The 25977-nt window shown below is 45.6% G+C and carries 30 protein-coding genes and 1 pseudogene; 13 read left to right on the top strand and 18 right to left on the bottom strand.

Features of this window, described 5'->3' with window-relative positions; translation table 11 throughout:
- Positions 1 to 224: 224 nt before the first annotated feature.
- Positions 225 to 800 carry a DUF2854 domain-containing protein gene (locus CHA6605_RS28290; protein ID WP_015162776.1) on the top strand — a complete coding sequence of 192 codons (576 nt, stop codon included), beginning with the start codon at positions 225 to 227 and terminating at the stop codon, positions 798 to 800.
- Here the strand turns inward: CHA6605_RS28290 and CHA6605_RS28295 are convergent.
- Entirely contained in the window at positions 784 to 1041 is a 258-nt protein-coding gene (locus tag CHA6605_RS28295) for a CRR7 family NDH-1 assembly protein (RefSeq protein WP_015162777.1), read from the bottom strand. The genes CHA6605_RS28290 and CHA6605_RS28295 overlap by 17 nt on opposite strands.
- A 247-nt stretch (positions 1042 to 1288) precedes the next feature.
- Here CHA6605_RS28295 and CHA6605_RS28300 point away from each other — a divergent pair, with 247 nt between their 5' ends.
- Entirely contained in the window at positions 1289 to 2719 is a 1431-nt protein-coding gene (locus CHA6605_RS28300; protein ID WP_015162778.1) for a protein adenylyltransferase SelO, read from the top strand.
- Between the two features lie 51 nt (positions 2720 to 2770).
- Positions 2771 to 3538 carry an SDR family NAD(P)-dependent oxidoreductase gene (locus CHA6605_RS28305; protein ID WP_015162779.1) on the top strand — a complete coding sequence of 256 codons (768 nt, stop codon included), beginning with the start codon at positions 2771 to 2773 and terminating at the stop codon, positions 3536 to 3538.
- 161 nt (positions 3539 to 3699) lie between these two features.
- Here the strand turns inward: CHA6605_RS28305 and CHA6605_RS28310 are convergent, their stop codons facing one another.
- The 3 genes from CHA6605_RS28310 to CHA6605_RS28320 all read right to left on the bottom strand — a co-directional run bounded on the left by CHA6605_RS28310 (position 3700) and on the right by CHA6605_RS28320 (position 8964).
- Positions 3700 to 6156: a GH116 family glycosyl hydrolase gene (locus CHA6605_RS28310; RefSeq protein WP_015162780.1), complete on the bottom strand. Its 2457-nt coding sequence runs from the start codon at positions 6154 to 6156 to the stop codon at positions 3700 to 3702.
- A 61-nt stretch (positions 6157 to 6217) separates the two neighbouring features.
- Positions 6218 to 7879 carry a phospholipase D-like domain-containing protein gene (locus CHA6605_RS28315; RefSeq protein ID WP_015162781.1) on the bottom strand — a complete coding sequence of 554 codons (1662 nt, stop codon included), beginning with the start codon at positions 7877 to 7879 and terminating at the stop codon, positions 6218 to 6220.
- A 383-nt stretch (positions 7880 to 8262) separates the two neighbouring features.
- Positions 8263 to 8964, bottom strand: a complete 702-nt coding sequence (locus CHA6605_RS28320) for a glutathione S-transferase family protein (RefSeq protein ID WP_041550157.1) — start codon at positions 8962 to 8964, stop codon at positions 8263 to 8265.
- Positions 8965 to 9081: 117 nt separating this feature from the next.
- Here CHA6605_RS28320 and CHA6605_RS36375 point away from each other — a divergent pair, with 117 nt between their 5' ends.
- The gene (locus tag CHA6605_RS36375; protein ID WP_269744548.1) at positions 9082 to 9213 is read left to right on the top strand and encodes a hypothetical protein; all 132 of its coding nucleotides are present in this window, start codon (positions 9082 to 9084) and stop codon (positions 9211 to 9213) included.
- Between the two features lie 121 nt (positions 9214 to 9334).
- Here CHA6605_RS36375 and CHA6605_RS28325 read toward each other — a convergent pair whose 3' ends face one another.
- The 4 genes from CHA6605_RS28325 to CHA6605_RS28340 all read right to left on the bottom strand — a co-directional run bounded on the left by CHA6605_RS28325 (position 9335) and on the right by CHA6605_RS28340 (position 13018).
- Positions 9335 to 10378 (bottom strand): anthranilate phosphoribosyltransferase family protein, encoded by a 1044-nt coding sequence (locus CHA6605_RS28325; RefSeq protein ID WP_015162783.1) that lies wholly within the window; start codon positions 10376 to 10378, stop codon positions 9335 to 9337.
- 164 nt (positions 10379 to 10542) lie between these two features.
- Positions 10543 to 11469, bottom strand: coding sequence for a LysR family transcriptional regulator (locus CHA6605_RS28330; protein WP_015162784.1), 927 nt, complete (start codon positions 11467 to 11469; stop codon positions 10543 to 10545).
- A 17-nt stretch (positions 11470 to 11486) separates the two neighbouring features.
- A complete protein-coding gene (locus tag CHA6605_RS28335) occupies positions 11487 to 12323 on the bottom strand; it encodes a 3'(2'),5'-bisphosphate nucleotidase CysQ family protein (protein ID WP_015162785.1) in 837 nt (278 codons plus the stop codon).
- A 188-nt stretch (positions 12324 to 12511) separates the two neighbouring features.
- Positions 12512 to 13018 carry a hypothetical protein gene (locus tag CHA6605_RS28340; RefSeq protein WP_232432150.1) on the bottom strand — a complete coding sequence of 169 codons (507 nt, stop codon included), beginning with the start codon at positions 13016 to 13018 and terminating at the stop codon, positions 12512 to 12514.
- Between the two features lie 67 nt (positions 13019 to 13085).
- On the opposite strand from CHA6605_RS28340, the gene CHA6605_RS28345 reads away from it, so the two are divergent.
- On the top strand, positions 13086 to 13406 hold the full coding sequence (locus CHA6605_RS28345; protein ID WP_041548516.1) for a hypothetical protein: 321 nt from the start codon (positions 13086 to 13088) through the stop codon (positions 13404 to 13406).
- A 184-nt stretch (positions 13407 to 13590) separates the two neighbouring features.
- On the opposite strand, the gene CHA6605_RS28350 is transcribed toward CHA6605_RS28345, so the two are convergent.
- The 7 genes and pseudogenes from CHA6605_RS28350 to CHA6605_RS28375 form a co-directional block, all read right to left on the bottom strand.
- Positions 13591 to 14406, bottom strand: a complete 816-nt coding sequence (locus CHA6605_RS28350) for an MOSC domain-containing protein (protein ID WP_015162787.1) — start codon at positions 14404 to 14406, stop codon at positions 13591 to 13593.
- Positions 14407 to 14458: 52 nt separating this feature from the next.
- Positions 14459 to 14602, bottom strand: a complete 144-nt coding sequence (locus tag CHA6605_RS34725; RefSeq protein WP_015162788.1) for a hypothetical protein — start codon at positions 14600 to 14602, stop codon at positions 14459 to 14461.
- Positions 14603 to 14969: 367 nt separating this feature from the next.
- A complete protein-coding gene (locus CHA6605_RS28355; protein ID WP_015162789.1) occupies positions 14970 to 15923 on the bottom strand; it encodes a serine hydrolase in 954 nt (317 codons plus the stop codon).
- A 47-nt stretch (positions 15924 to 15970) separates the two neighbouring features.
- Positions 15971 to 17011 (bottom strand): thiamine-phosphate kinase, encoded by a 1041-nt coding sequence (gene thiL / locus CHA6605_RS28360; RefSeq protein WP_086936356.1) that lies wholly within the window; start codon positions 17009 to 17011, stop codon positions 15971 to 15973.
- An 80-nt stretch (positions 17012 to 17091) separates the two neighbouring features.
- The gene (locus CHA6605_RS28365) at positions 17092 to 17490 is read right to left on the bottom strand and encodes a GNAT family N-acetyltransferase (RefSeq protein WP_269744549.1); all 399 of its coding nucleotides are present in this window, start codon (positions 17488 to 17490) and stop codon (positions 17092 to 17094) included.
- A gap of 33 nt (positions 17491 to 17523) precedes the next feature.
- A pseudogene (locus CHA6605_RS28370) lies at positions 17524 to 18898 on the bottom strand (IS4 family transposase).
- 80 nt (positions 18899 to 18978) lie between these two features.
- On the bottom strand, positions 18979 to 19230 hold the full coding sequence (locus CHA6605_RS28375) for a GNAT family N-acetyltransferase (RefSeq protein ID WP_015162791.1): 252 nt from the start codon (positions 19228 to 19230) through the stop codon (positions 18979 to 18981).
- 285 nt (positions 19231 to 19515) lie between these two features.
- Here CHA6605_RS28375 and glpX point away from each other — a divergent pair, with 285 nt between their 5' ends.
- The 7 genes from glpX (at position 19516) to CHA6605_RS28410 (ending at position 23949) form a co-directional block, all read left to right on the top strand.
- Complete coding sequence (gene glpX, locus CHA6605_RS28380) at positions 19516 to 20553, top strand: class II fructose-bisphosphatase (protein WP_015162792.1); 1038 nt, start codon at positions 19516 to 19518, stop codon at positions 20551 to 20553.
- Positions 20554 to 20941: 388 nt separating this feature from the next.
- Complete coding sequence (locus CHA6605_RS28385) at positions 20942 to 22240, top strand: glutamyl-tRNA reductase (RefSeq protein ID WP_015162793.1); 1299 nt, start codon at positions 20942 to 20944, stop codon at positions 22238 to 22240.
- 124 nt (positions 22241 to 22364) lie between these two features.
- A complete protein-coding gene (locus tag CHA6605_RS28390) occupies positions 22365 to 22856 on the top strand; it encodes a phosphatase PAP2 family protein (RefSeq protein WP_015162794.1) in 492 nt (163 codons plus the stop codon).
- A gap of 155 nt (positions 22857 to 23011) precedes the next feature.
- On the top strand, positions 23012 to 23245 hold the full coding sequence (locus tag CHA6605_RS28395; protein ID WP_041550163.1) for a type II toxin-antitoxin system HicB family antitoxin: 234 nt from the start codon (positions 23012 to 23014) through the stop codon (positions 23243 to 23245).
- A 5-nt stretch (positions 23246 to 23250) separates the two neighbouring features.
- Positions 23251 to 23481, top strand: a complete 231-nt coding sequence (locus tag CHA6605_RS28400; RefSeq protein WP_015162796.1) for a type II toxin-antitoxin system HicA family toxin — start codon at positions 23251 to 23253, stop codon at positions 23479 to 23481.
- A 91-nt stretch (positions 23482 to 23572) separates the two neighbouring features.
- The gene (locus CHA6605_RS34730) at positions 23573 to 23761 is read left to right on the top strand and encodes a DUF6888 family protein (RefSeq protein ID WP_015162797.1); all 189 of its coding nucleotides are present in this window, start codon (positions 23573 to 23575) and stop codon (positions 23759 to 23761) included.
- Positions 23758 to 23949 (top strand): DUF6887 family protein, encoded by a 192-nt coding sequence (locus tag CHA6605_RS28410; RefSeq protein WP_015162798.1) that lies wholly within the window; start codon positions 23758 to 23760, stop codon positions 23947 to 23949. Before CHA6605_RS34730 ends, CHA6605_RS28410 begins: the two co-directional genes overlap by 4 nt.
- 75 nt (positions 23950 to 24024) lie before the next feature.
- Here the strand turns inward: CHA6605_RS28410 and CHA6605_RS28415 are convergent, their stop codons facing one another.
- The 3 genes from CHA6605_RS28415 to CHA6605_RS28425 form a co-directional block, all read right to left on the bottom strand.
- Entirely contained in the window at positions 24025 to 24291 is a 267-nt protein-coding gene (locus tag CHA6605_RS28415) for a Txe/YoeB family addiction module toxin (protein WP_015162799.1), read from the bottom strand.
- Positions 24284 to 24538, bottom strand: coding sequence for a type II toxin-antitoxin system Phd/YefM family antitoxin (locus CHA6605_RS28420; RefSeq protein ID WP_041548518.1), 255 nt, complete (start codon positions 24536 to 24538; stop codon positions 24284 to 24286). Before CHA6605_RS28420 ends, CHA6605_RS28415 begins: the two co-directional genes overlap by 8 nt.
- 113 nt (positions 24539 to 24651) lie before the next feature.
- On the bottom strand, positions 24652 to 25344 hold the full coding sequence (locus CHA6605_RS28425; RefSeq protein ID WP_157260131.1) for a PEP-CTERM sorting domain-containing protein: 693 nt from the start codon (positions 25342 to 25344) through the stop codon (positions 24652 to 24654).
- 283 nt (positions 25345 to 25627) lie between these two features.
- Between CHA6605_RS28425 and CHA6605_RS28435 the strand changes: the two genes are divergently transcribed.
- Positions 25628 to 25870: a hypothetical protein gene (locus CHA6605_RS28435; RefSeq protein WP_015162802.1), complete on the top strand. Its 243-nt coding sequence runs from the start codon at positions 25628 to 25630 to the stop codon at positions 25868 to 25870.
- The last annotated feature ends 107 nt before the right edge of the window (positions 25871 to 25977 follow it).

Here is a 25977-nt window from a genome sequence, read left to right on the forward strand (position 1 = left end):
TTATCACCAATGTGGGTGGATGGGTGGATGGGTGGATAAGGCGCGAAAGGACACTTGCGTCCACTCTTGACTACCAACTACTAACAACCAACTACCAACTACCAACTATCCCCTATCCCCTTTTCCCTTTCCCCTAAAGCCTACCCTATCCCCTCCCCTTCACCTAACCCTTAAACCCCATATTGGTTGATAATAAAAAAACTTCTGTATTTCATGCGCGTGATATGTTCGGTCAAATTCCTCTCAGTCTAATCCTGATCAATGTTGGTGGTTTACTCGCACTCATCGGCTTTTTCTCATACGCGATCGACAATCCGACCTTCAATCTGATCGGGTTCTTTTATGGCGTCCCCTTGCTACTCGGGGGCTTAGCTCTTAAGTCTGCAGAACTCGAACCCGTTCCATTTACGCAATTTACTTCCGCTAATCTCGTCAAGCTGCGCGAAGAGCAAGCAACACCCACGCTCAATCAAATTCGCAAAGATGTCACCCGCTATCGCTACGGACAAGAAGCACATTTGGATCTGGCTCTAGAAAAATTGGGGCTGGCTCCTAGCGATGACGACCGTCCCGTACTCAAAGGTCTCAAAGAATCTGAAATTGACGGAGCCTACGCGCTGACGTTACAATTCTATTCGCCATTTATGACACTCGATGTGTGGGAAGAAAAACGCGAGAAAATAGCGAGATTTTTTGGCCCTGGGATCGATGCGAAGATCGAGCCAGATCTCGAAAATGAAGAAATAAATGTTAGTCTAATTGTCGATCGCGCGACCGAGCGAGTTACTTCTCCAGTCTGACGGCATACCATTGCAAGTACTGCCCAGGGCCTAGATCGAGTTCGCAGCTAGTATCTAACAAGTATTTGACGCGCTCGTCAACATTATTAATTTGTAAGACATCGATCGGCAGATCTTCGGCAAATTTAACGACAATTTCTTGGAGTTTTGCAAACATTTCTGTTGGTGTCAGTAACTGCTCTGGCAGATCTGTCTCCAGCACAACATAAGCATCGTTATTAAACATTAAAGAGTCAGACATACTATGAGGGTAGAGGGTAGAGGTTAGAAGTAGTAATTAAGTAAGAGCGTTTATTGCCTACTCTAACTTTATCTTCCTTAGAAAAGCTATCTTTAGTTTCTAGATCGGATTTGTTTCACCTTCCTACTCGCCACTACCATCTGTCTCGAAGAAAAGCGCGCCACTGAATCGGCAGTCGCACGCACCACCGCAGCCACTCTGTAGGAGTTACGCGAATCGCTACCCTCTACCCTCTCCCCTCTAATTTATGAATCCATTGCTCGCGCTTGACTACGAATTAGCGATCGCATCGCTGGGTAACGACTACTATGATGATGTAGTGGCAGCAGAATTTCCCCAACAGATTTTGCGCTTTCGGAATGATGACTTGTTAGTTAAGCTAGGACTAGATCCCAGTCAAGTTAGTGACGAGGATTTTGGAGAAGCTTTTGGTAAATTTGCCAACCCATCGCATCCATTTTTGGCGTTGCGCTATCACGGCTATCAATTTGGTGAATATAATCCGGGTTTAGGCGACGGACGTGGATTTCTGTACGGACAGGTGCGAGGTGTCGATGGCGAACTTTATGATTTTGGCACCAAGGGTTCGGGGCGAACGCCCTATTCGCGCGGTGGCGATGGGATGCTGACGCTCAAGGGTGGCGTGCGCGAGGTGTTGGCGGCGGAAGCTTTACATCAGATGGGCGTGAGGACTTCGCGCTGTTTGAGCATGGTAGAGACGGGTTTGGACTTATGGCGGGGAGACGAACCATCGCCGACGCGTTCTTCGGTAATGGTACGGTTTAGTCGATCGCATATTCGGTTTGGTACTTTCGAGCGATTGAACTATATCAAACGTCCAGATTTAATTCAAAAGTTATTAGACCATGTAATTGCATATTATTACGGTCATCTCAATCAAACTGAAAGTGCCGAACGTTATGTCCAATTTTACACTGAATTAGTTCAAAGAATTGCCGAATTAGCCGCGCAATGGATGTCGGTAGGTTTTTGTCATGCGGTGTTAAATACAGATAATATGTCGATTACTGGCGAGAGCTTCGACTATGGCCCTTTTGCATTTTTGCCTACTTATAATCCTGAATTTACTGCTGCCTATTTCGACCATTATGGCCGTTACAGCTACGGTAATCAACCTGGTATATGCAAGCTCAATTTAGAGCTATTTCAAAAGCCTTTGAGCGCAGTTATAGCCGCCACAGAAATGACAACAGCTCTAGCTAAATTTGAAGGCTATTATTTTCCGCATTACAAACAGCTCATGCTGCGAAAGCTTGGTTTTGAGAGCGAAACTACGCCAGTTCTCGATGAGTTATTAATTACTACGCTGCAACTATTAGCCGATACCCAAGTCGGCTATCATCAATTTTTCTTCGATCTGAGCCAAGCATTTAAACTCAGATGGAAACAAGATCTTAATTCGGTCTTGAATGAGACGGCATTAATGCCAGAAGTAGTTGGTAATTCTGGATATCAAAAATGGTTGCAGCTCTACCATCAAGCATTAAGCGATGTTCCCGAATCAGGGTTTGACTCGATCGAGCATCTTCTCGATCGAGTCAATCCACAAACGATCTTATTACGTCCGCAAATCGAAGCAATTTGGGAGCCGATCGCACAAGAAAATAATTGGCAGCCTTTTGATGAGTTATTATCCAAAATTCGATCGGGTAAATAATTACTATGTTGATTATGTTTATTTAACTACAGAGGCGCAGAGAAATTATAGATGGTAAATACAGCTTCGCCCGATCGCTTTTTAAAAACCGCATTAATTGTCGGTGGCGGACAGGGAATTGGATTGGGATTCGTGCGCAGGTTACTCGCAAATAACGATCTAGAACGCGTTTATGCTACTTATCGACGGTTAGAATCGGCGACAGAATTACTCGCGATTGCCGATTCGAGGTTAGAGTGTTTTCAGATGGATCTTACCGATGAGTCGCAAATAGCGGCGGTAGTTCACAAGATTCAAGCTGAGACAACTACACTTTACTACGTTATTAACTGTGTGGGTGTCTTGCACGAAGGCGAGCTACAACCAGAAAAAAGTTTGCGCCAAATCGACAGCGATCGATTATTGCGTTATTTTCAAGTTAATAGTGTCGGTGCGATGTTATTGTTCAAGCAAGTGCAGCCATTACTCAAGCATCAAAATCGATCGATCCTCGCGACAATTTCGGCAAAAGTTGGCAGTATCGGCGACAATCAGCTCGGTGGCTGGTATGGTTATCGCGCTTCTAAAGCTGCCTTAAATATGTTTATCCGCACTACTGCGATCGAGTATAAACGCACTTGTCCGCAAGCAATTTTAGTCGCGCTCCATCCCGGTACGACAGATACCCGATTATCGCTGCCGTTTCAACGTAATGTCCCACCAGAAAAATTATTTTCAGTCGATCGCACGGTGGCACAATTATTAACTGTAATTGATGGTTTAGATCCTAATGATAGTGGCGAATTCTTCTCCTGGGATGGCAGCCGATTACCGTGGTAACAATTCAATTAATTGATAATTGATAATTGGGTTGATAGTGTGAGTAGAGGGTAGAGAGTAGGTATGGGTAAAATAATTTTAGCATTTTTACTCCATCCTTCTACCCTCTACCCTCTACTCTCTAACTTCACTAATAACTCCTAACTAGCAACTTGAGTTATTTAGTCACCGAGAGTATGATATATTCCCCAGATTGCCATGGCGCGGAGATAGTGACTGGCGCGAAAAGTGCCAGCGGAGGTAATCGCTTCGGGGGTTCTAAATTGCAACCCGTTACTATATACCTGCTCGACAATTGTCTCGGCTAATTTTAATGCTTCCTCTTGCATTCCCATTTGGACTAAAAATGCGGCAATGCCGAAGTTAATTCCCGTCCATACTTCGAGGGGGTGGGTGTCTTTAGGATTCGATGGCGATCCGTCGATTTTGACGCCGTTAGCGGCTCCAAATTTACCGCCTTGGAAGTTGAGGAAACAGGATTGATAGACGGTTTGGAGGGCAGTTTTGGCGCAATCTGGGGGCACGATGTCATCTAGTTCTAAGAGCTGGGTGTAGAATTGACCGCATAATTGATCTGCCATCACTACTTCGGAGCCGCTTCCGGTATCGATGCGGTAGTAACTGCCATTCCAGAGTTGTTGTTGATAGATAGGTTTGCCGGAATCTAACCAAGCCTGATATTGAGGAATGACTTCGGCGGGTTTAGGTGTTAGTTCGCCGTGGTATTGTTGAGTGAGAATATTACCGATCGAGATTGCTGCTTCTAATGCTGCCAACCACAATCCGCCACAATAAGCACTAATGCCTTGCAGTCGCCAATCATCGAAGGTTTGATCGGGTGCGCCGGAGTTTTCGATGATGCCATCGTTATCGAGGTCGAATTGTTTGAGGTAGGCTAAAGTATCGACAATTGCCGTCCAACATTCGGCAAGAAATTCCAGATCTTTTTTGCCTGTAAATATATAGGCGCGATAAACTTGCAGGACAAAATCACTACCCAAATCTTTCCAGAGATTGCAATCTTGATAGCAGGTATAGTTAGTTTTTTCCCACGGATGTTCGTTGGGTGCGCCCAGATCGTGGGGGGTAGCATGGAGCGTTTTGCGGGGTGCCATCATCGCATCACGATCGACATTTTGGGGTCGATCTTCATAGCCAAATGCGGTTTGGACATAGTAACCGATGAGGCGTTTATTAGTATCTTCAGTATCGATCGCTCTAGCGAAGGCAATTAGAATTGACTTTTCTAATTTCGGCCAGAGTAAGAGTACGGAAAAGGAGCCATATAGACGAACATCTAAACTTTCATACCAGCGGTAATCTAAACATTCTAATACCCCAAATTGTCCGACCGGATCGCGATCGTCAGCAGCAGACCATATTGTTCCGCCATCGGTAAGTAAATATAACTCGTTAAACAAGGCCATCTTGAACCAATCTGGCAAATCGGATCGATCGAGAATTGGTTGTTGCCAGTTAATTATTTGTTCTTGCCAAGTATCGGAATGCTTCAGAGCGGTACGTACCATCGCCCAACTATTTTCACCCGATCGACCGAAGAAATCTGTATAACGGCGATAATAATTTATCCCTTTACCAAATTCCGTAACTGGAAAATCCCAAGCGAGAATAAACGGAATCTTTTTAGTTTGTCCGGGTTTGACTGTAAATCGAATTGTAATTGCTGTGGCAATTCTTTCTCTCTGTTTTGCCTCACTTTCATCATCGATATCTGGCAGCGAACCATCGGCGGCAAAACTATCCCAAATCTCGCCACCATTCCCGATCGGATTCCAGCGCGAATGATAAAATACTTCGAGACTGGGATTGGCAATACTCGCGATCGACCATTGTCCTTCACCCTCACTCGGTATGTCGGATTTGTGTGCTTTATCGAGCAAACAACCGACACGATAATTATCGACAATCCACTGATTGAAATTCCCCTCACTTTCGCCGATGCGAGGTTGGTAATCATAGACGGGACTACCATCATCGCGAATTTCTACCTTACTCGATGGACTGGTATTTGCAAACCAACCGACAGTATTTTCCCATGTCAGCATAATGCTCAAGGTAATTGGTTTGTCTGTCGGATTATGAGCAGTCCATTCAAATACCGCGATCGGATAAGAAGTCTCCTGATAATTATCCGCCCAAATCGGCGAAAACTGTTCGCAAGTTAATTGCGCCTGGAAGACATTTTCATAACTGTACCAACTGCGGGGATATAAAGCCTGATAACTACCCGTTGATTGCCCTGTAGGCGTCGTCTGAGGGTACCATTGCCAACGATTTAAACTACCATCTCCCGGTGCTTGCGTAGACATTGCATAAGCTTGACTATCGCCATTAGCCAACTGCTCGAAGACACTAAACTGACAAGCCGAGAGGTTTTTAAAAACATGTTCGCCGCCGTCGATGTGCCACAGATTGAACTCACCGCGATGGGATCTGCCGATACATCCCGCACCAAATCCCCCTAGTGGCATCCCATGAAAAGGCCCATCGTCTAGGTTACTCTCATAGCGTACTGTATAGGGTTTTTCCCAGTCTTGATGAAACTGACGTTGCCAAGTAGCAGTAGGAATCGACGGACGTGGTGAGGGTTCGAGCATATACAAGCGGCTGTTGGGAAGATGCAACTCCCCATTGTAGACTGCCTGTGTCGATCGAATCTTAAGCTTCGCTCGAATCGAATAATTGGATCAGTTTATCGATGAGTTCGGGACTATCGGTTTTAATGCCGACCTCTCGCTCGCTAGATTTAGTATCGGAAGTCAGGTAATTATGACTTCCTACCATAGCAAATTGTCGATCGCAAACTAAGAATTTTTCGTGGGTACCTAAAATTTTTAATTTCAAAAGCTGAGGATATTGAACTTGGAGTTCGTCGTACAGCCACGGAACCGCATTATAAGCCCAGTCGCTCGATTTTAATAAATTTTCTTTAGATAATTGAGAGCGATCGTTATTCACATCTTTCAAATAACCCCAACCGATCTCAACTGATACGCCTCTGTCTAAAGCAGCTTTAATCCGACTCTGAACCTCTCGATTGACAGCATGTTTTGTCAGCCAGGGACAAACTAAAATCAAACGTTCTTGCGACTGGTTTAAAGCATCTAAAAATATTTGACGACTCTCCACTCGGCCTGATACTAGCGTATATGAATAACTTTGTGGCAATACTTGTTTGATAATTTCAAACTGCTCGGAGATAGATTGCCCAATCTCTTGCTGAATCAGTTTACTAATATTTCGATCGATAACTGCATCATGAATAATTTCGGCAATCTCATATTGAGTATAGTCGTTAATCCGATTGCTCAATTTCAGATTGTAATCGTGAAGATCGCTGAGGCTGGTATCTAAATCGTTGACGCGATCGACGAGTTCGGCGGTAATAGTATTATTTGCTAATAACTGGATCTGCTGCTTGGTATCTTCGATCGATTCCTGGACATTCTGGCGATCGAGTTCTAGTTCTGTTAGCTTTAAACTATGGTCTGTTTTGGTTTGAGACAGTTCTTGAAAAATAGTCTCTACCTCTTTACCCATCTCGACCACAGCTCGATCGATGCGGTTAATTTCGACTAATTCTGGCCGACTGGCAAACTCCTGTTCTAACTCTAAGAATCGCCAGCCAATTTGTTGAATCGAATCCTCAGCAACTCGGGAATTTGCTTCTAAAGATTGAATTTTTTGTTTAATTTCTGTAATTAAAGCCTGAGTATCTTGTGTCAATTCTGAATTTGCAAGCTTACCGATTAAGTTCTCCAGCAAAGCAATATTATTAGGCTCGGCAATCGGAGAATGTGGATCGGGAGAAGCTTCTAAGAGTGTGACACGAGTCGAATCTCGATCTCGCTCGAACTCTTGCTGAAAAGTCGATAATTCTAAACTGAGTTGCTTGAGCGAATCTTTGGTAAAGTCGATTTCTTTTAAGAACGGAGATAAATTGTCATCTCGTCGCTCGAGTTCGACTAAAATAGTTTTTAACTGCTTTAGCTCCTCGCGATCTGCACTAATACCTTCAGATAATCGCTCTAAGTCTGACGCAGTAGGGGCTGGTGGCAAAGCTTGAACTGAATCGATCGCTGCTTGAGACTGCTGGGAAATTGCCTTCAGTTCGGTAGTCAGTTGTTGCTCTAAATTTGCTAACTGACTATTGACTTTTACTAATTCTTTTTGTTTGTTGATGAGACTTAGAGACAGGGACAGTGTTAAAGGCGTGGCTGCATAAGCTACTTGCTGAGTAACAATAGCGGCAACAGTTCCTAAAAATGATAATCCGATCGCAGCAGACTCTACACCATTAATCTTATTTTTAATATTCACAATATCCCAACACTTCGATACTCGATCGCAGCAATATAATGTATTCTTATTCGCTGCTGGAGATCGCTAATCGGGATGAAAAATGTAAATTATAAAGATTTTGGGATAATAATTGCCAGGAGACTGGAAGTCTCGGCTTGCGATCCAAAGTCCGCCTGTCTTGACTGAAACACATGCGGAGGAAACCTCCGCGTGATTTCAGTCGCTGTCTTGAAAAGGTGTTCCGCGTGTAGATCCAGGGTAACCTCAGATCTATGCTTGTACTAGTACGAGACGGCAGAAACGCGGGGAGCGGGAAAAGAAATGGTTGGTTAATTTCTGCCGCATAGTACTAGTTACCACCACTCCATTTTTAAACCGACAAACATTGAAGATTTCATTCGCTACTTTGGATAATATCGATCGCGAATTCGATCTCGATATGCCACGATATTATTTAATCGTTGCGCCCGCTCTTTCAATGGCGAATTGAAGGGCGAACCCAAAATATTTGCTAAGATCCCATAAGCAGAGGCATCTAGCGAAGTTGGTTTACCACCAAAGAAAAATTGCTTATCGCTCAGAAAGTCAGATAGTGCCAGCAGATCCGCAATTCCGATCGCATAAATTTCTTCACTACTATGTTTGCCCATCCCATGACATTCCAGCTTCTTACGAATATCCTTTTGCGCCAGATTGGGCACGATCGATTTAATTATCGGCGGTAAATCTTTAAAAAATACCTGCTTAGTAATTTCCCAATTCGCAGGTTCGATCCAGCGGTTGTGTACGATCGCCCAATAGAGATTTTCTTCAATTAATCGGCGCATCGCTAGCGCAATCGCCCGCTCGGATGGGGTAAGATGTGCATCTAATCGATCTCCGTAAGTCTGCTTGAGATAATCGATAATAAAATTAGAATCACCGATCGTTTTATCGCCATCGACGATATAGGGCATTTTGCCTTTGGGTGCTTTGCCCATGTCGATCCCGTAGACTGACTCAAACGGGAGTTCTACCATCCGCAAATAGGTTTCCAACTTCAGACAAAAGCTGCTGGCATTCGGTAGCCCAAACGCTGGGGCAAATTGGTAAAGCTTAATCATAATGATGATTTGAGAATTTGTTCGTGTCGCAGCGGCTGTGCCGACTCGACAATTATAGAACATAATAACTACCAAATACGATTATCTTGACTACAACATCTAAGTTGCTACCTGAGAATGCCTACGATTGTGTCTTGTCTCGCTAAACCGTCGGGAAACAAAGGCGTGCGCGAGCCGCAAATCGTGGCTAGTGATGCGAAGTCCGCCTGTCTCGAAGCTTGCGCGCCGCCTAGCGGCGGTCGCTCGTAAATCGTCGGGAAACAAAGGCGTGCGCGAATCGCTACGCGGACTAGAAAATTCAATCCGCCTACGCGGACTTTGCAACATGAGGAGTGGTTTTAATCACTTTGAGTATGGGTAGCAACTTGGGTTAAAGAGAATTCCGCACCCGCTCCAACTGTTTTCTGACAGCCCCATTAGTCAATAACTCTTGCGCCAACTTCATCCCCGCAGCCATGTCACTAGCTGCGCCGCAATGCCACAGATAAAACCCCGCATTCCAGAGCACAGAATCGAGCAGATCTGAAGGTTTACCTGCCAACACCAGCTCAAATTCCGCCATCATTTCGGGGTTAGTGAGTAGGGGTGGATTGACATTGCTCAATCCATAGTCGTAATGATGCAAGAAAATCCGCTTTAACTCTTGCCCTGGTTGATGTACGCCAATAATGACCGCGCGATCGCGTGGCAAATCCGTACTGCCTTCTAACCCTTTAACTGTGGTGATTTTGTGCGGTGTATCGCGCAGCGTCGCGGCGACTAGTGCCGTCTGTTCGGTTGGCGGATGGACGTAACCAAAGATCGAATGTGCATCGCCAGCATACGGACACCACATTAACTCTAACGTAGCGATCGGCGGACGTTTGCCAATTTGATCGCGATATTGCGTTAGTCCCGCCGCTGTGGGGAAATGAGTCGGCGTATAGATAAAGCCCAAACCCGTTGCCGCAAAGGTGTCCTGAACTCGATCGAGAGACATTTGCGTCCAATCTACTCCCCATTCCTGCCAAATATCGATCAGTGGAGTCCCATATTTAGTCGGCATCCAATCACCACCATGCAAGATCGTGGGAATGTCTACCGCCGTCAGAATCAGTGAGACTAGCGGCGCGAGTGGCATTGTGCGCGATCGACCATCATAAGGGATGCCAAAAATTACAGGCGATCGAGCATGACTGGCGACTGGTTGTAATTGCGGGCCGATCTTAGCATAAGTATCAAGCATTCCCGCCAGCTCTGCCCCCGTCGGACGAACGATCCGATGCGCGATCAAAAATGCCCCAATTTGGGCAGGGGTGGCTGTGGCTAGCAGCATCATCTCCATGGCTTCTGCGGCATCCTCACGAGTTAAATGTTTCCCGGTGTGAGGTCCACTACCAATTATTTGGACGAATTTCCGAAATCGATCGCTCATCTGTTAGGGAGTTGGGAGTTGGGAGTTGGGAGTTGGGAGCGGGGGAGAGGGGGAGAGGGGGAGACTGGGAGGAGTTAATCCTAAAGCCTAAAGCCTAAAGCCTAAAGCCTAAAGCCTAAAGCCTAAAGCCTAAAGCCTAAAGCCTAAAGCCTAAAGCCTAAAGCCTAAAGCCTATCCTCTCTACCCTCTACCAACTGTTTGCTGACTAGATCGCAGAAAAATTTAATCGGGGGAATTTCAAGCCTGTCGCTACTAGTGACGAGGATGACTTGACGGGAGAGTTCGACACCCATGTGGGGGATCGGTTCGAGCGATCGAGCTGCTAAAGTTGGATCGCTATAGATGTCTAACAGTGCCGATTTAGGCAACAGTGCGATTAATTTACCTTGTCTGACGACGCCCCGAAAAGCATCTAGAGTATTTAATTCTAACACTGCCTGAAGGGTGCTTCCCTGCTTGCTAAATTGTTCTTGTACCAGCCGTTGCATTCCATAACCATCTTTGAATACTACCTGCGGATATTTGACCAATTCTGCCCAAGGAACCTGCTGGTAGTGGCACAAAGGATGTCTTGCAGACATTAGCACCTCGATCGGCTCTTGATAGAGATTTTGGACTACCAGATCGGAGCTGGCGGTAATCATCCGATTGTCCATAACGATCGCCACATCTACCAATCCATCTTTGAGCACTTTTAAGGCGCGATCGCTACCTAGAGCCGTTACCCTAAGCTGCACCTGGGGATAACGATCGCAAAATAGTTGTAAAATTGGCGGCAGCATGTGCGCGCAGACAGAGTGAATGGCAGGCACACTGAGTTCGGGTTGTTTGCCAGTCAATAAACTCTCGATCGATTGATGCGCCAGATCCCATTCATGACAAATTTTAACGGCATGAGGTAACAGCCGTTCGCCACCAACTGTTAATTTTGCCTGATGGTGACGGTGGAATAAAGCGATACCCAGATCTTCCTCTAGAGATTGGATTTGACGACTGATCGTCGATTGGGTGCGATCGCAATCCCGCGCAGCTTGTTGAAAACTGCCAGTTTTAGTAATAGCCAGAAAGGCTTGCAACTGTTCGATCCGCATCGTTATTCCTTATGGTGCTAAACACAAACATCCAAGATTTGCTGATGCCATTCACCCGTGCTGGCAATCCGGTATCCCCACTGACTGACATCGCCTTGATTGTATATTAAAGGACTACCATCTTGCTGGGTAAACGTGCCCCCAGCTTCTGTCAAAATCAGTTCTGGTGCGGCGAGATCCCAGTCTTTTGGTGCCGAGTTACCCGATAGCGATACATATAAATCCGCTCGATGTTCGACGATCGCTGCAATCTTACAGCCGATACTACCCACTTCGAGCTGCTGTTGGCAAGGCAGCCGTGCTAATAACTCGATTAATTTTTTACTGCGATGATTGCGACTGGCAACAACGATTAAATCGGTCAATTGTTTCCCCGTAGCTACTCGCACGGGTTTCCGAACGCCATCGGCAATCTGGTAAGTACCACCGCCGACAATTGCCGCATATACTCGATCGGATTCTGGAATCGCCACGACTGCTAGCACCGGACGATGCTGATAAGTCAGCGCGACATGGATGGCATACTCGCCAGTTTTGTCGATAAAATCTCGTGTCCCATCTAAAGGATCGATAATCCACACCCAATCCTGTGGCAATTGACGATCGCCAGGTTGATAAGTCTCTTCGGTTAGATAGCCACAACTGTCGCCGCACATAGCTGTGATGCCTTCGAGTAAATGTCGATCGACTGCTTTGTCTGCTACTGTAACAGGGCCTTCGGTCTTATCCAAGACCTCCAGATCTTCCCGACTACCCCGATAATAAGATTTTAAGATCGCAGCGGCTGTCTGACTTAACTCGATCGTCCGTTCTAAGATCTCGGCTAATGTAAGGTGAGGAATTGGGGAGTTCACGCGGTTGGGGAGAGGGGGAGAGAGGGAGACGGGGAGACAGGGGACGGGGGATGGGTAGATGGGTAGATGGGTGGATGGGTAGATGGGAACCAAGTTCCAAAGCCTAATTCCTTTCCCCTTTCTGCCTAAAGCCTAAAGCCTAAAGCCTAAAGCCTAAAGCCTAAAGCCTAAAGCCTAAAGCCTAAAGCCTACCCTCTAGCCGCAACTAGATATCGCTGACAACTCCACAATAGAGCCGTACCGACAGCGATGTAAATTAAGCCGCGAATTTCAAAGCTGACTCCGGCTGCTCGTAAAATGATGCCGATACCCATCATCGCTAAAATGAGGGCGATCGTCTTACCACCAAACATCTGGATGATACTTTTGACAGGATTAGTTTCAGTCAATGCGTTTGCACGCTCGATCGTCCGTACTGCCGTTTTTTCAAGGACAAACTTACCCTTCAGCAGTCCTACCACCAAAGCCAAGCTGCCAAATCCGATGTGTTCTTTATCCACGAACCCCAAATAAGGAAAATGAAACCAGAAAATACAGCCCATAATCAGCAATCCGGTACCGACTAGAATCCAGATTGCGGCTGCAATTAGCAGGTGTTGTTGGCGATTGAGTCCTGGCGAGCGTTCGGTTTCCACTATATCGAAGTACCAAAAAAATACGGTTTCCTCTGTCCAGCTTACCGTAGATTTTCTCAAACTCGGTGCTATAGTAGTAAACGAAACCGCCAAGTCGGTTCCAAAAATTAAGTGTGAGGAAATTTTAATGAACTGGAAAACTTTACTGGTAATTGCCAGCTTATCTTTGACTACTGGTCTGACTGCGTGCAACAGCAAGACTGAGACTCCCGACGCTACCAAAACCGATACTACTGCACCAGCAGCTACTACTGCACCTGCGGCTACCGATTCTACTAAGCCTGCTGGCGAGACTGGTACTAAAGAGACAACTAAAACTACGACAACTGAAACTAAGCCTGCTGCTGGCGGCGACATGAAGTCCACTGAAGGTGGTACTAAAGAGACAACTAAAACTACTACAACTGAAACCAAAACTGCGCCTGCTGAAGGTACTAAAAAACCTTAGTTAAGGTTTAGGATGGTGATTCTCGCTCGAAGAGTTGCCTGCGCCTGAGCAAAACCATTGCCATCAATATCATCCAAATCTCTTTGAAAGTCGATGATATTGGTGGCATTTTTGGATATTTATAACTAAGAACGCGCTAGCGATTTAGTAGATCGTAGATTGGGTAGCGGCTTTGGTATTATTACTAGATACTCAATCGATCGCCAGTATTTAAGAACTTCCCAGCCTCAACAAGTGGAATTTGAGTATTGACAGCCAGTCGATAAAAATGATTGAATCTGGCGATATTAAATGCGGTTGGAAGTGTCTGTTGACGCTGATGGGTAAATATCTGTTGAAACTTAGCAGTTATCTCTCCAGTTAAAGAATTCCGCGTAGGAACGACACAACGCTGACATGGATTTATCCCTTGAAATCGGACATTTCCCAATTCAAAATCTACCACTTCTCCTGGAGCACTGAATAGTCGATCTTCCCAAAAAGCGGGAACGCCACTCAGTTCTAAATTAGTTCTAAATCTCCGTCGGACTTCTGCTAAATTTAGGTCGGGAAACCACTCACAAATCGCCTCTAAGGTAGCCGTACTAACAATTGTCGGGCCATACGCATCTGGGTCGTCTGGAAAGCCTGTAGTCGCATTTTCGATGAGGCTAACCGAGAAGCCAAAAAATTGACTCAACCAGCTACTTAAAGCGGTAAGTTCGGTATTAAGGCAAAATGAATGAGTCTGTGGATCGTCCAGCGTTTGTAGCCTAACTATCGATCGCGAGTCGGATTCTAAATCCCCACTTTTAAAGTCAAACTCAGCACGTAATTGTTGAATGTTGGCAGTCCGTTTAGCATTTACAACTTTACCACTTGCATCCACGATCGCCCAACGCCGATCGAATTCTAGCGCACCACCTGACGATATTTTAGCGCGATCGACTACCAACCCATCGAGAGATTTGACAGGATAAATAATAATCTGTGCTAACGTCGGTTGGATGTTATTTATCATAGTAAAATTTATCGACTTGCCCGATCGGTACTGCTAAATTAACGATCGATAATTATGTCGATCGAGCTGCTCTAATACATTGTTGTCGCCATAGAATCGCCAGCGTATACATCAGGGCAATTCGTCCGTGAATATCACCAAATACTGCAAAGTTCAGTTGTTGATTCTCTTGTAAAAAAGCTTTGTCAACGAGCATGGAAATTAGATCGAGCGACAAGGATGTAGGAGCGCAACTTTCTCAATCCTAACAGCTAGATCGCTCCTCGTCTTCTCTACAATGAGAACCACTCCAACCTAATAGTTTCAGCGACTGCTTCAGGCATACGATCGACAACACGTAAATTACTTAAGTAGTTTAACATCAGTCAAATAGTAGCGCAGGCAAAACCCACTACCCACGACGAATATAGTAAAGACGATCGAGAAATATTTAACAGATAACAGGGATCTAAATCCCCCACCTTTATGCAGATTGTTTTTAGGGTGGGGATTTAAACCCCGCCCTAAAAACTTCGCTATCAACGATCGACGATCGACGATCGACTAGTTAACAGATCTGGATGTTACTCAGATGCTTGCAGATGAGACATTGCTGTTACAAATCGATCGGCAACAAAGGGCAAGAGCTGTCGATTTTGACTGTTCGCAGCACCTTCTGTAAATACAATCAGTAAATACGGTTGCTTATCTACCAACTCAATGTAAGCCGCATCATGGCGAACCTGCGACGTCCAGCCCGCTTTCGACCAGATTTGACTATCGGCGGGTAAACCAGCCCCTAAAAAGCCATTTACCTGGTTCTCTTCGCCCGGTACGGGCGTAACTTGTGCCAAATTGAGATCGCGCTGGAGGAGTTGCATCATTTGACTCGATCGATCGCCGCTGACAGCAGCACCGCCGACAATACTGTGCATCAATCTGGCGATCGCATCGGTGGTGACCATATTCCGATTTTCCCGCATTTCGCCGACAAACGCCCGCTCGCGTCCGTAGGGGCCATCGCTCCACGTTTTTTGATTGACATTAATCGGGTCTAATTCTGCCCAGCCGAGGGATTGAAAATAACGGTTGATTAAGTTACGCTGCGATTTCCAGCTTTCAAATGGCCCAGCAGATAATTCTGGCCCGCTTGTCGTACCCGTAAGCGTATCGACAACCAGACTAGTGGCATCGTTGCTAGAGTCAATTATCATATCCCGTATCGCTCGATCGAGTTCGCTAGAAGCTGCTAACATGCCTTGTTCTAGCCACTCATGCACCGCGAGTAAATAAAATAATTTGACGATACTAGCAGGATAAATCCGCTCGCCACCTCGATAGTTAAATCCCCTGACTGGATATTTCCACAGTTCGTCGGCAGTAATTGCGCCGCCAGTATTAACGGGAATCGGTCGATCGTATACCAGCCAGGTAAGGGCAATCTGTTCTGGTTTTAAGTCGGGAAATTCTTGCCAAATATCTGCCAGGGCTTGTTCTGCAAGTGTCGTAAGTTGGGGATTGGATTGATAAAAGGGCATGGGGCTTAGTTGTAAGTTGCGCAAAGATCGAAGCTACTAGAATGGCTCTAAAAATGTTGAAATCCAGAGTGTCGATTCTCTTTCAGAGAGGCTGTGCCTAACGGCAGGCTATCGCCAACGCCAACGAGATGAATTGGGGAATTGTTGGTGAGATCGTCGATTAATAGAATATCTGACGATCGCACGATCTTACCGATAATTGCCGCACCGCCACCGATTTTTTCGACCAATTCTAGACCGATCTCTCTGGGCATACACAATACCAGTTCAAAATCTTCACCACCATACAAGGCCGAGTCTAAAGCTGTATCGGGAAAAATTCGAGTTAAAGATGGCGAGATTGGCAGACTCGATCGATTTAACACCGCGCCGACACCACTAGCCTGACAGATTTGGACGATCGCATCGGCCAATCCATCGCTACTATCCATCCCCCCAATCGCAAATTCTTGACTCGCGCTCGCACTGAGTCGATCGAGGATCGGCAACACATCCAGCCGAGGTAGCGGTCGTTGATGGGCGTCAATTAATGCTTGCCGCTCTGCTGTCGGCTCTGCGATCGCATTGGCATCGAGCAGCAATTGCAAACCCCCATGAGAGTCACCATGATAACCCGTCACCACGATCGCATCGTCAACTTTAGCATTAGCACGAGCGATAATCCGATCGGCACGAACCGATCCTAAAGCGGTAATGGCTACAGTAGCGACACTCGATCGCGTCAAATCTCCGCCGATAATCCCCGTTCCATATCGATCTAAACATGCCTGCATTCCCCGATACAGCCCCTCCAGCCAGACGACAGGCAATGTCGGGGGTAAACTTAACCCCACGGTAATTCCCAAGGGTGTCGCGCCCATTGCGGCAAGATCTGATAAATTAGCCGCCACCGCTCGCCAACCAACATCAAATGCCGTCGTCGTGCGATCGCTAAAATGCACGCCATCTACCAGCACATCGGTAGTCACGACTAGCTCGCAATCTGGCGGCGGATGCACGATCGCGCCATCGTCGCCGATCGTATTTGGCAGACAATAGGGTGCGATTAATTTTAATAATCCCTGTTCGCCAAGATTGCTAATTTGCATGGTAGCTGTAGGGTGGGCACTAACCACCATCTAGGTTTTAGACATTGTAGACCCGATCGTTAATTGTACCGAATTACTTATTATTTTTGCGAAGGAGCAGCGATCTCTGGACAAACCCTGCAATTTGGTGTAGGACAACAGATCGGTCTTTTATCTGCTTTGTGAGCGATCGTCTCCACGATCGTCAAACAAACTAGTGACAAAGCAATCTTAACTGTTTGTGTTGCTAGAATCCGCTCGATCGGCGTAGCCGAAATTAATTCTTTTTCAAGTATTTGACAAGGAATCCATACCGAATTCTCTGACAAGAAGCCAGTATTTTGTTTGGCTTCATATCCATTTTTCTTGTAAAATTCTACTGATTCGATCGAGGACAAAACTACTAGCTTTTTTATCCTCTGTTGGGTCGCAATCTGCTCTAACTCGCCTAATAGCATCGATCCGACGCCGTTATTCATAAAGTCTGGATCGACGAACAATCCAGAAATCTGGGGTAGACCATTAGTGACAAGTTAAGAAGCGATCGCACTTGTCAAGCGGGCTTGAGGCGATGAGTCGAAGAAAAAATTGTCTGTTCGACTCATAGAATCAGGAAAAGGTGCAATAATTAACTTAACATTAGGTTTACGAACAGTTTTAACAATACCTAAATCTTGATTCTCTGGGGCAGCAAAATAGGTGACTGGATTGGCAGCTAAACCTTTATGATGAGCTACATGAAAATGATAAAGACCTCGATAAATCATCTCTAAAGAAATGCGGTCGAATGGGAGAGATAATTCATCAGCTACAGCATCACCTAAATCGACTAGAACTGCATAAAACAGCCAAGTCCCCCACATCTGTAATTTAATTCCATTAACTGAACCAGTCCATAAATAACTCAACCCGAGCAATCGTTTAACAGTATTAAAAGCCTCTTCAATTCGCCACCGTCTTCCGTACAAATCGGCGACTACATAGGGAGGAAGATTCAATGGGTCGAGTACACTAGTTAGATAAGAATACCAGACTTTACCCACTTTAATTTCGACTAATCTTACAGTTATATATGGAGTCTTTTTGGTGCCAGACCCCATCCGCACTATTCGGTCACGGATACTATAACTATTGCTAAATACTCGCTCTATCTGTAGCGATGCACCTTTTTTTAATCGAGTAATAAAATGAATATCTCTGTTAATTAATTCTTGCCAAAATTGGAAATGATAGAAGCCTCGATCCAAGAGCAATAAAGTGCCCGATGTTACTAAATTCAGGATATCTTTCTCAAAATTAACATCTGAAGCTTTGGGATTTTCTCTAAACCAGATTTCAATCGGCAATCTCGTCACCAAATCTATGACTACTCCCATTTTTCCCGCTAGTTGTCCGATTGGCACATCAGATAAGCTATCTAATTTCTTGAATATCGCTTCCAATGTGGAGCCATCACATGCCCAAATCCGCTCAAATTTTGCTTGAGCAAATTCAATGCTTTGTGGCAAACAATCGCTGTTTTCTCTGGTGCCACTTCACTCTAAATTCTGGCAGTAATTCCTTAAACACTCTCTCAAATAACTCAGATGGAAAGGTCAGAAATCTTTGTGCAATCGCCTGTTGACTTACTTGTGTTGGCTCACACCACAAAAATCCTTCTCGCCCTAACATTCGGCTTAGTTCTCTGACTCCTGGCACATTCCGCCACAGTAGCGTCAGCACTGCTGCCATCATCAAGGGTAAATTTAACAGCCGATTTCTCAGCCCTAATTGTCGGTAGTAATGACTTTGATTGAAAATTGCTGGTGTCAATAAAGCCTCTACTTGAGCGGCGATGATCTCATCTTCCACACCTGGTTGGTGGTTCTTTTTGGCGTGGTCGCGGTTACTTCTTCGGCGGCTGGTCATCAGGCCTCTATTCCCTCAAACTCTTGACTAGAAACAGTTTGGCATCTTTTTATTACCTTTTTGACAAATCTCTGATTTTCTTAACTTGTCACGAATGGGGGTAGACAAAAAGAAATAAATCCAATTATGTGCCCAAACTCGTCTGCTGCTACTAAAGTAGTCTCAAGTGGCAGATCGATCCGCCGCCAAGCTGCTTGTCCGACAATCAAGGAATCGACTTGGTAGCGATCGTATTTCCGAAACTGAGCGGGTAAGTTTGCTAAAGATTTGGTCTGAATCTCGATAATTGTATCTAGATCTGTGGTTCTGGCTGGGCGAATACTAACTTCCATTCCTGGTGAGGGGGCTGTACCTCTTCACTGTTACAGCAGCTACTTCAAAGTGCTGTGACATCATCGGTAACCTCAAGTGACAGCCGCCGATCGTTTGTCAATCCGCTTGCAAATCGCTGGGATCGCCAAATGCTAACATTTACCCTCTGCCCTCTGCCTTCTGCCTCGATCGAACGTGACAAATAGCGGAAAAATTTAAGAAATGCTCTTGTGTCCCCGCGCTCTGGTAGACTGATAAACGACTGAAATCCCTATAAATAAAGCCCTTTAGGAGAGCGAATAGCAGTGGAAAATAGCTTAGGTTTAGAAATTATAGAAGTAGTAGAACAAGCCGCGATCGCGTCAGCGCGCTTAATGGGTAAGGGCGACAAAAATGAAGCCGACCGTGTTGCAGTCGAAGCAATGCGCGAACGCATGAACAAAATCTATATGCGCGGACGCATCGTGATCGGGGAAGGCGAACGCGACGATGCTCCCATGCTCTACATCGGTGAAGAAGTAGGTATTTGTTCTCAGCCTAATGCTGCTGAATTATGCTCGATCGACGAACTGCTCGAAATCGACATCGCTGTCGATCCTTGTGAAGGTACCAACTTGTGTGCATACGGACAACCTGGTTCGATGGCTGTACTCGCGATCTCCGAGAAAGGTGGCTTATTTGCTGCGCCCGACTTCTACATGAAGAAACTCGCCGCGCCCCCAGCCGCTAAAGGTAAAGTAGACATCAATAAATCTGCGACTGAAAACCTGAAAATCTTATCGCAATGTCTCGATCGGGCGATCGAAGAGCTAGTTGTCGTCGTCATGAAACGCGAACGTCATAACGACTTAATCGCTGAAATTCGGGCTGCTGGCGCGCGCGTTGCCTTAATTAGCGACGGTGACGTTGGTGCGGCAATCAACTGTGGTTTTGCCGGAACTGGCATTCACGCCTTAATGGGTATCGGTGCTGCGCCTGAAGGAGTTATCTCCGCAGCGGCACTCCGGTGTATGGACGCTCACTTCCAAGGACAATTGATCTACGATCCCGCAGTTGTCAAAACTGGCTTGATCGGCGAAAGCAAAGAAGCGAACATCGATCGCCTCAAGTCCATGGGCATCAACGATCCCGATAAAGTCTACACCGCTGAAGAACTCGCTTGTGGCCAAAACGTGCTGTTTGCTGGTACTGGGATTACCTCCGGTAACATCATGGATGGCGTTCGCTTCTTCAAAGGTGGCGCACGGACTCACACGCTGGTTATTTCCAGCCAGTCCAAAACCGCACGGTTCGTCGATACCATTCACATGAATGGCAAAGGCGGCACAATCGCTCTGAAATAGGCATTAGGGAATAGGGGATAGGGGATAGGGAATAGATAAAATGGATAGTGGGGAAGCGTAGATCCTACCCACCCCGCCCTTCTCTTCGAGACGCTACGCGAACGGGCACCCCTCCTTGGAGGGGAATTTTTCACTATCCCCTAATCCCTATGCCCTAATCTCTATCCCCTATTTCCTATTCCCTATCCCCTAGTGAAGAACCATAACAAAGCATTTACAAGTCGTCAGGATTAGAGCAATATAGACAGCGATTATATACAATAACTTAAGTTGGCTTACCACTGGAGCGAAACGTACCTTATCGGTCTATAGTGCGTTGTTAGCAGTGAAATATCCGTAACTTAAATAACAAAACTTTAAAAATCCTTTTTTTGAACGCGGAGTACACATGAATATTGCTGTTATCGGTTTGAGTCACAAAACCGCCCCTGTTGACATCCGAGAAAAACTCAGCGTTCCCGATACGCAGATGGAAGCGGCAATTCAAACCCTCTGCAATTATCCCCACATCAAAGAAGCGACGATCCTCAGCACTTGCAATCGCTTGGAACTTTACATCGTCACTACCACAGCCGATCGCGGCGTCCAGGATGCGATTCAGTTTCTGTCAGAATATAGTAAAATCCCCCTCAAAGATCTCCGACAGCACTTATTCATGCTGTTGCACAAAGACGCAGTAATGCACCTGATGCGTGTCGCTGGTGGGTTGGATAGTTTGGTATTGGGCGAGGGTCAAATCTTGGCACAAGTCAAACAAACCCACAAAATTGGCCAACAATATCAAGGGATGGGATCGATTCTCAATCGGTTATTTAGGCAAGCTATGACTGCTGGTAAACGCGTCCGTACCGAAACTAGTATCGGAACTGGTGCGGTATCGATCAGCTCGGCGGCGGTAGAATTGGCACACATGAAGGTTGGTAATTTTGCCAATCATCGGATCGCAATCTTGGGTGCTGGTAAGATGTCGAGACTCTTGGTACAACATCTCATTTCCAAAGGTGCGACAGATATTACCATCCTCAATCGATCGACAAAGCGTGCCGAAGAACTCAAGGTAATGTTTACCGCGATCGATCTTCAACTCCAACCGATCGGCGATATGATGAGTGCGATCTCGACTTCAACGATCGTCTTTACCAGCACGTCAGCCACAGAGCCGTTATTAAATGCGGCTAAATTAGAAGCCGTCCTCGATCCGCATCACTCATTAATGATTTTTGATATCTCCGTACCGCGCAACGTTCACAGCGATGTCAACGATTTAGTTAATATCCAATCCTTCAACGTAGACGATCTCAAAGCCGTCGTCGCTCAAAACCAAGAGCGTCGCCAGCAAATGGCTCAAGAAGCCGAAGGCATCCTCGAAGAAGAAGTCGAAAACTTTAATAGCTGGTGGCAATTACTAGAAACCGTACCCACGATCAATTGCTTGCGCGATAAAATGGAAACTATCCGGATGCAAGAACTCGAAAAAGCTCTATCCAGATTGGGTGCCGAATTTGGCGAACGCCATCAAGAAGCGATCGAAGCTCTTACCAAAGGCATCGTCAACAAAATCCTCCAAGATCCGATGGTGCAACTCCGCGCTCAAGAGGACGCCGATACCCGCCGCAAAGCCATGCGTACTCTGCAAGTCTTATTCAATCTCGATAGCGAACAGCTCGGCGCGAATACGAATGCGTAGCTGGGGAATAGGGAATAGGGGATAGGGAATAGTGAGCAAGACTGCTCGATTGTATCAACCATAGAGTTACCACTAAATAATAACTAATCCCTAGCCCCTAGCCCCTAGCCCCTATCCCCTCGCTATGGATATTTCCGAAACGATCGATCGCTCAATCGGGGCTGCTTTTAACCAGTGGTTGGTAGCACATCCATATCTAGCCTGGATCGTCGCTCATCCACTAGCTAGCGTGGGATTGTTATTACTGACAATCTTCTCTCTATGGGGGCTAATTAAGGCGATCGGGCGGGGAATCGAGCAAACATGGGTGTTTTTACTGACGACACCATTTAAGCTGCTCCAGCCGATTTTTGGCCTAATGTGGAGATCGATCCGGCGAGTATTTGGGCACACTAAAGCTAGTGTCGATCGAGTAGAATTTGAATTAGTATCCGATGCACCAGCAGAGCGAATTGCGACCATTGTCGATCGATTGCAGAGCCTCAATCAAGAACAGGAAATGCTACTACAAGAACTAGCGACGCTGACAGATTCAACCTCAGACATACTTAGAACCAATACGGTATCTGATACTCAGTACAAAGATATGTACGCCAAGTTACCGAAATTAACCTAATCTCACCATTTTTTAACAAATACTGTCTAGATGGATATGTCATAATTAATAACTAGATCGTTTGTGTAGCGTCTGCCACAGCAGGTTGGATGTCTTTGACTTTGCTTTTTTCAAACCTTTTTACCAGAACTTTAAAATTGCACGATTGTAATTCAGTGGAAAGATTAATTAACGTACACATCGAGAAGCTACCTGAAGGCTATTACCTAGCCACATCGGAAGCTTTACCTGGATTGGTCGCTCAAGCTGAGAGTTTGACAGAAACACTCGAAATCGCGCAAGATGTTGCTAAGCAAATTTTGGCAGCAATGGCAGAACGGAACCAGCTAATTGAGTCTTTTCCCGCGATCGCCGATGAATTTGACTGTCCGCTCGTATTGACAAAATAGAAGCGATGGGTAGGTTATCGGGATTCAGATATCGAGAAGTAGCCAAAGTATTGCGAGTCTACGGATTCGCACTCGATCGTCAAGCTTGTGGCAGCCACGAAATCTGGTTCAATGATGCTAGTGGCAAATATACCACCGTCCCCAATCACAATGGCGATATGCCCGAAGGTACGCTCCGCCAAATCCTCAAACAAACGGGGATTGAGGCGGATGATTTTTTGTACCATTCTCACTAGGGGATAGGGGATAGGGGATAGAGAATAGGGAATAGTAAAGCTGGTTCGATCGAATCGAGACAACGAGCGTAGACCGGAATTTGAACAAAGAGTGTCAAATCTATTTTTTACGACCGAACAGGCGATCGTCGGGCTGAGGCTATGTCACAATGTCACCAATATGTACCAAGCGATTCAACTAATTAGAATCGACGAGCGTACTCAGGATTTACTAATTTTGGTAGGTACAGAAATAGAAATAATAGTTTCCCCCAATGGTAAATGGAGATTCGATCGATGAAACCAGACTTTACTGTGATGACAAAGGCAGAGTTACGTTCTTACGTATTAACTCATCGAGAGGATACAGAGGCTTTCCAGGCTTTGGCAGATCGCATTTATGCTAATCCCAATCCTCAATGGTATCAGCCAGAAGAAACAGAAAAAATTGTCGATCTCTTATCTAGTAACGGCTCGACGAATATTTAGAATTAAACACAATCTAGAGTAGGGGTAACTCATGAATTACCCCTACCTTATATCTGTGCTATCTAGAATTATTTGTCAGATATCGTAGTGATACCGACAAGAGATAACGGTAATATACTCATCTTCGACTGCGTAAATTAACCGATTTGTATCGTCAATGCGTCGCGACCAAAACCCAGCTAAATTTTCTCGCAGAGGTTCTGGCTTACCGATGCCTTCAAAGGGTTTGCGCATCGTCGCTTCGATAAGTTTAGTGATTCTTTTGAGCGTCTTTTTATCTTGACTTTGCCAGTAGAGATAACTATCCCATGCTTCATCCGTCCAAGCCAGTCTTCTAGCCATCTAGTAAGTCTCGCTCTACCGCCGTTCCGGCTTTATATTGAGCGATCGATCGAGCTAAATGAGCGGCGTTTGCTGGAGATTTCAACAAATGAACTGTTTCCATCAAACTATTAAAAGATTCCAGAGACATCACCACAACGTCATCAGCATCGCGTCTGGTGACGATCGTATAATCTGCATCTTCAACTACTCGATCGAGTACCGCCTTGAGGCTATTTCTTGCTTCACTAAAGGATACAACTTTCATAGTTACCATAATTGTACAATCCACTGTACAATTATAGCAAGAATTTAGGGTAGGGGCAATTCATGAATTGCCCCTACCCTAAATACCATGTTCGAGATCCTACGAATTATCTGCTACTTACCAGCCGATTTGAGTTTCTTTCTCATCCGCAGTGCTGCCGTACCACCGACTAATGTACCGATAATCGTAAATGGTTCAGGGACAGATGTGGCAGCAGTAGGACTAGCAGTGCTAAATGTAAGGTTATCGAACAATTTGCTATATGCGAAAGAAGGCTCTACAGAAAAAAATGCAATGTTTTTAGTGGAAGTAATGCCAAAGAATTGACGAGTGGGAATAGTACTCAGTAATTCAAATGTTCGTGTAAATGTCCGTGTAAATGTCTCACCCGATCCATCCTCAAATGCGACACCAAAGGTGAACGGCTCGACTTGACCTAACGGAACAAGACTCATAAAATCGATGCCAGCCGCAGTTACCCCAGTGGGGAAACCCCTGAAATCTACTGTTAACCTTTGTATGGAACCGAAGCCAAGAACTGCGCCAGAACCCCAAGCATAAGGATATTGATAGGCTACATTCTCTGGAGGGGGAGCGGCTGAATCTACAACATTAACGGTGTAAGTACCATTACCCCTTACATCGGTAATGAGGGAAAGTCCTGTGGGGTTATTAAAACTGGTAAGCACAGAACCTCCTGCTGGAGCTATGCCTTCAAAGTCGATATTGGTTAGCCCAGTTGTATTGGCTTGAAATGATGCCAAATCTGTAAACTGTACTGTCGCAGATTGAGCTGAATCTGCCACATTCACCAGAGATAGCGACGTTAGAGTAGTGAGGCAAACATTAAGAACGATGCGATGCGATGCGATGCGATGCGATGCGATGCGATGCGATGCGATGCGATGGATGTTTTCACAAAATTACTTAATCGGGGTTGTAAGACAGAATTATAGATGCAGTAAAGGTAATTTGTACACCTTTGTAGTTAAGTTTTCCAAAATTCATCGATCGCGAACGAGCACAGCTAAATATCCCGTAGAATATAGACAGATCTAGTAGCGATCGAATCTCGCGATCGAATTCAGTATGACACAAGCGCAAAATCCAGATGACAGGGATCGTCAAGTAGATCGGGAGTTAAGAGCTTTAAACCGTAGAGTAGACCGATTAGAATATACTCAGGTATCGCCCCAAGAGTTCCGACAAGCCTTTGAGCGAGTTTATGATGAGATTGACGATCTTAAAGACGAAGTGAGAGAAATGAGATCGGAACTAAACGGTAAGAGCGATATCATCATGCGCCATATTACCGGACAGGGAAACTCTTAATCGAGTCTGTGGGTGAGAGATAGCCTACACCTTTTGCTCAAAAGTCGCTAAAATTGTTTGAGCTAGGTCGATCGTGAGTATTTTTGAACCATATACTGTATACTCTT

Source organism: Chamaesiphon minutus PCC 6605 (assembly GCF_000317145.1).
In the GTDB taxonomy this organism is placed as follows: Bacteria; Cyanobacteriota; Cyanobacteriia; order Cyanobacteriales; family Chamaesiphonaceae; genus Chamaesiphon; species Chamaesiphon minutus.